This is a genomic window from Micromonospora sp. NPDC049580, assembly GCF_040675595.1.
Lineage (GTDB): Bacteria > Actinomycetota > Actinomycetes > Mycobacteriales > Micromonosporaceae > Micromonospora.
In genome coordinates this window covers 1-5,337 of the sequence record NZ_JBFAPG010000442.1, presented here as the reverse complement: position 1 = coordinate 5,337, position 5,337 = coordinate 1, and the positions used below count along the sequence as shown (strand labels likewise).

Sequence of the window (5,337 nt, the reverse complement as noted above, 5' to 3'; positions counted from 1 at the left end):
GGCGTACGCGGCCGCCGGGGTGGGACCGGGCGACGAGGTGGTGGTCCCGCCGATGACGTTCGTGGCGACCGCCAGCAGCGCCGTCGCCCTCGGCGCGACGATCGTGTTCGCCGACGTCGAGGACGAGACGTTCTGCCTGGACCCGGCCGCGGCCGCCGCGGCGGTCACCTCGCGTACCAAGGTCGTCTCCGCTGTCGACTACGCCGGCCACCCGGCCGACTACGACGCCCTGCGCACGTCGGTCGAGGGCTCGGACGCGGTGCTGCTCGCCGACGCGGCGCACTCGATCGGCGGGACGTACCACGGCCGTCCGGTGGGCTCGCTCGCCGACCTGACCACGTTCTCGTTCTTCCCCACGAAGAACCTGACCACCGCCGAGGGCGGCGCGGTCGCCGCGCTGGATCCGCGCATCCTGGAGCGGGCCCGCCGGTTCCGCGGCGTGGGCGTCGTCCGCGACCGCGCCGAGCTGCGCTTCGCCGACGAGGGTGGGTGGCACCAGGAGGTGCACGAGTTCGGGCTGAACTACCGCCTGCCGGACGTGCTGTGCGCCCTGGGTCGCAGCCAGCTCCGCCGGCTCGCCGCGTTCAAGGCCCGCCGGAGCGCACTGGTCGCCCGCTACGACGAGGCGCTGGCCGACCTGGACGGCGTGCTGCTGCCGACCCGCAAGTCGTGGGCCGACCCGGCCTGGCACCTCTACCCGATCCGGGTGCTCGACGGGCGTCGCCGCGAGGTGTACGACCGGATGCGGGCCGCCGGAATCGGCGTGCAGGTCAACTACCTGCCCGTGCACTGGCACCCCGCCTTCGCCGACCTGGGCTACCGGCGCGGATCGTGCCCGGTGGCCGAGTCGTTCTACACCCAGCAGCTGTCGCTGCCGCTGTACCCGGGACTCAGCGACGCCGACCAGGACCGCGTCATCGACGCGCTGGCCGTGGCCCTGCGGGCCGGCTCGGTGCGTACCGCCGCCTGATGGGAACCTGATGCACCACGCGAACCACTTCTACGGCCACGCCCACGTGCTGGCCCGCTACGCCGGCCTCGGCGACCGGCATCCCCCGCGAATCAACGGGTACGTGCAGCACGGCTGGAACATCGGCGACGGCCTGGCGCCGGGCCACCCGTACGCCGAGGGCACCCCGAGCCTGCTCTGGTCCGAGCAGACCCGCCGCCGGGCCTGGTCGGTGGGGCGGCGCAACGTCGTCGTGATCGGCGCCCCGTTCACCTACCTGCTGGCCATGCGGCCGGAGAACCCGCCGGCGCAGGAGCGGGAGGGCACCATCTGGTACCCGTTCCACGGCTGGGAGGGCCAGCACGTCAAGGGCGACCACCGGGAGCTGATCGCCCGCATCCGCGACACCGAGCCCGGCCCGGTCACGGTCTGCCTCTACTGGCACGAGTACGGCATGCGCCACGTCCGCCGGCTCTACGAACGCGCCGGGTTCCGGGTGATCTGCCACGGCTACCGGGGGCACTGGTGGAAGGACACCGACCCGGAGTTCCTCGACAAGCAGCTGACCGAGCTGCGCCGGCACCGGCGGGTAGCATCCAACCGGCTGACCAGCGCGATCTTCTACGGCATCGCGGCCGGCTGCGAACCGGCGGTCTACGGCGACCCGATGATCCTGTCCAACGAGGACCCGACCTTCGGCGGCACCGCCCGCATCCGGCGGCAGTGGCCGGAACTGCACGGCGCGAAGGTCGACCTGCCCACCGCGGTCTCGATCGCCCGCGCGGAGCTGGGCACCGACCACCGCTGCACACCGCCCGAGCTGCGGGAGCTGCTCGGCTGGGCGAACCTTCCGGAAGAAGAAGAGGACGACAGTGACGACTGAGACGGCACCCGCCGGCCGGATCACCCTGCCGGGCGGCGAGATGCTGGCCTGGTCCGACCTGCCCAAGGAGCGGTTGGCCGACGGAGGGCCCCTCGCCGCGCTGGCCGCCCGGATCGTGCCGCCCGGCGCCCGGGTCCTGCTGGCCGGCCCGCACGACCCGGCGCTGCTCGTCCGGCTCGCCCACGCCGAGGTGACCTGCCTGCTGCGCAGCCACCCGGACGCGGTGGCGCTGGCTCAGCGGGCCGCCCGCGTGGTCGTGGGCGGCCCGGCCGGGCTGCCCGACGACGAGACGTACGACGTGGTGATCGCCGCCGCCGGACTGGACCCGGTGGAGTCGGTGGAGGGCACCCGGCTGGGCTGGGACGGTGTGCTGGCACGGCTGGTCGCGGCGGTACGCCCCGGCGGCGCGCTGCTGCTGCGCCTGGACAACCCGCTCGGGCTGCACCGGCTGGTGGCCACCACCCCCTGGTACGCCGCCCGCGACGACTCCGCCTGGGTGATCGGTGGCGTGCTGGACCAGGCGCACCCCGCCAACCGGGACCAACTGCGCGAGCGGCTCACCGGCGCCGGGCTGCGCTCGGTCGCCTGCTGGGCCGCGTACCCCGACGGCGCGACCGCGACGGCGCTGCTCGACGCCGACCAGCTCGACCGGGGCGCGGGCTGCGGGCTGTTCGACGCGGTGCTGCACGGCGCCTGCGCCGGGGCCTTCGGCACCGCGACCGTACTCCAGGACCCGGCCCGGCTGGCGGTGGACGCCCTGCACGCCGGGCGTGCCGCCGATCTCGCGCCGGCCTGGCTGATGCTGGCCCGTCGACCGGGTGGGCCCACGGACGCCACCGTCGACGGGGACCTGCCGGTGGCGCTGGCGCAGACCGGGCAGTCCGGCCAGCCCGGGATCGGTGTGCTGGAGGTGCTCGACGGCCCGTCGGGCTGGCGGTGGAGCCACACCGCCGGCACTGGCGCCGGCACGAGCACGCCGGCCGCGCCGTTCGCCAGCCGCGAAGCCGCGTACCGGGACCCCGCCGCACTGTCCGGGCCGGTGCCGACCGGGCGGCTGCTGCACACCCTGCTGCTCGACGCCGCGCTGCGCCGCGACCTGGCGACGCTGCGCACGCTGCTGCACGGGTACGCGGGCTGGCTCGCCGGCCAGGCCGACGCCGACGGCCGACTCGCCGGCGCGGCGGCGCTGGCCAGCACCGACAACATGGTGGTCAGCGGGGAACGGTACGCGGTGCTCGACCCGAGCTGGCGGGCCACCGACACGCTGCCCGGCGACGTGGTGCTGGCCCGCGGCCTGTGGCGCTTCGCGGCGGCCCTGCTCACCGGCGGGTACGCCCACCCGTGGTCGTCCACTCTCGACGTCGCGGGCCTGACCGTGGTGCTCGGCGGGCTCGCCGGCCACGACCTGGACCGGGCGACCGTGGCCGAGGCGGTGCAGGCCGAGGCGGCGATCGCGGCCACGCTGCACGGCCTGGACGCCAACGGCCGCGCGACCCTCGCCGCCGAGCTGCAGGCCGTCGAGCCGACCGACCCGCCGGTCGGCGCGCGCAGCTACCAGCAGCTGCGGGAGGCGTGGCTGCGGCAACGCGAGGAGATCAGCCGGCTCGCCGCCCTGACCCGATGGACCGACGAGCTGCTCACCTCCCGGGAGCGGGCGCTGCGCCGGGCCGAGGCGAAGATCGGCCTGCTCAGCGGGTCCATCAGTTACCGCGTCGGCCGGCTCGCCATCACCCCGGCCCGGCTGGCCAAGCGGGGTGCGCGTGCCGCCAAGCGGCGAGCGCGGGCGGCGCTCGCGCCGAGGCAGGAGGAGCAGCAGTGACCGGCGACGACAACGCGTCCGCGACGGCGAGCCGACCGGACCCGACGGCCGACACGGGAGCGGGGCCACGGATCGTCGGGATCGTGCAGGCCCGGATGGGCTCGTCGCGGCTACCCGGCAAGGTGCTCCGCCCGCTCGCCGGGCGGTCCGTGCTGGGCCGCGTCGTCCGCGCCGCCCGCGACAGCGGCGTCCTCGCCGACCTGGTGGTCGCGACCAGCACGGACACCGTCGACGACGCGGTGGTCGACGAGTGCCGGCGGCTCGGCGTGCCGTGTCACCGCGGGCCGGTCGACGACGTGCTGGGCCGGTTCGTGGGCGCGCTCGCCGCACACCCCGGCGACGCGGTCATGCGGTTCACCGCCGACTGTCCGCTGCTCGACCCGGAGATCATCACGCTGGTCGCCTCGGTGTACCGGGCCGTGCCCGGCCTGGACTACGCGAGCACGTCGATCGCCCGGACCCTGCCCCGCGGGCTGGACGTCGAGATCATCCGCGCGGAGACCCTGCGGACCCTCGACCGGCTCGCCACCGGTCACCACCGGGTGCACGTCACCTCGTACGCGTACACCCATCCGGATGTGTTCCGGGTGCTCGGGGTGACCCTCACCCCGGACCGTTCGGCGCTGCGGCTGACCCTCGACACCGAGCAGGACTGGGCGCTGGTGAGCGCCGTCGCCGACCACTTCGGCGACGTCAGCGTGCCGCTGGCCAAGCTCGCCGACTGGCTCGACGGGCAGCCGCGGCTGCGCGCGCTCAACGCCGACGTACGCCAGAAGCGGCTGGAGGAGTCGTGAGCACGCTACGGGTCGGGCTGCGCTGCGACGCCGGGCCGCGGCGCGGCGTCGGGCACCTCGTCCGCTGCCTGGCGCTCGCCGAGGAGTTCCTGGCCCGGGGCGCCCACGTCGCGGTGTTCGGCACTGTGGAACGGCTCGGCTGGGCCACCGCCGAGCTGGCCGCACGCGGCATCGGACTGCACCCCGGCCCCGAGTCGCCGGCCGAGCTGGTCGAGGCGGCCCGGCGACACGACCTCGACGTGGTGGTCGTCGACTCCTACGAGCTGGACCCGGCCGGCGCGGGTGCCCTGCGCGCGGCAGGCGTGTTCACCCTCGCCGTCATCGACGGGGACAGCCGGGGCCAGGACGCCGACCTCTACCTCGACCAGAACTTCGGGGCCCAGCTCCCGGCGCTGCCCGGGCGGTTGCTCGCCGGCAGCGGGTACGCCCTGCTGCGCGACTCGGTCGTGACCGCCCGTCCGGCGACGCCCCGGCCCGCCACGGCGGTCAGCAGGCCCCGGGTGCTGGCCTTCTTCGGCGGCACCGACGCGGTCGGCGCGGCCCCGGTGCTGACCCGGGTGCTGCTGGCCACCGGACACCCGATGGACCTCACGGTCGTCGTCGGCCGACCCGAGATCGAGGCCGAGCTGGAGACGATCACCCCCGGGCGGGGGCAGATCGTCCGTCCCGTCCCGCCCACCGGCTCGCTGCCGGCCCTGATCACCGGGGCGGACCTGGTGGTCAGCGCCGCTGGCACCTCCACCTGGGAACTGTGCTGCCTCGGGGCGCCCGCCGCGCTGGTCTGCGTGGTCGACAACCAACGCGAGTCGTACGCCCGGGTGGTCCAGCACGGTCTGGCCGCCGGCCTCGGCGAACTTCCGGAGCTGACCGGCGCCGGGTTGCCCGGGCGGGC

At 75.6% G+C, this 5,337-nt stretch carries 5 protein-coding genes; all 5 read left to right on the top strand.

Translation table 11 applies throughout. The annotated features are described in order from the left end of the window. Window positions 1–970: DegT/DnrJ/EryC1/StrS family aminotransferase (locus tag AB0J68_RS26365; protein ID WP_363940914.1), on the top strand; the 970-nt coding region annotated here is incomplete at its 5' end. Window positions 971–980: 10 nt separating this feature from the next. Beyond that, complete coding sequence (locus tag AB0J68_RS26360; protein ID WP_355068162.1) at window positions 981–1,832, top strand: hypothetical protein; 852 nt, start codon at window positions 981–983, stop codon at window positions 1,830–1,832. After that, the gene (locus AB0J68_RS26355) at window positions 1,822–3,651 is read left to right on the top strand and encodes a class I SAM-dependent methyltransferase (RefSeq protein ID WP_363940911.1); all 1,830 of its coding nucleotides are present in this window, start codon (window positions 1,822–1,824) and stop codon (window positions 3,649–3,651) included. The genes AB0J68_RS26360 and AB0J68_RS26355 overlap by 11 nt, the downstream gene beginning before the upstream one ends. Window positions 3,652–3,722: 71 nt before the next feature. Next, on the top strand, window positions 3,723–4,445 hold the full coding sequence (locus AB0J68_RS26350; protein ID WP_363940916.1) for a glycosyltransferase family protein: 723 nt from the start codon (window positions 3,723–3,725) through the stop codon (window positions 4,443–4,445). Then, the coding region (locus AB0J68_RS26345; protein WP_363940909.1) for a spore coat protein at window positions 4,442–5,337 on the top strand (896 nt) is incomplete at its 3' end. The genes AB0J68_RS26350 and AB0J68_RS26345, both read left to right, overlap by 4 nt.

Coding starts and splice junctions, on each gene's coding strand:
- AB0J68_RS26360 (WP_355068162.1), top strand. CDS start 981: ATGCACCACGCGAACCACTTCTACGGCCACGCCCACGTGCTGGCCCGC.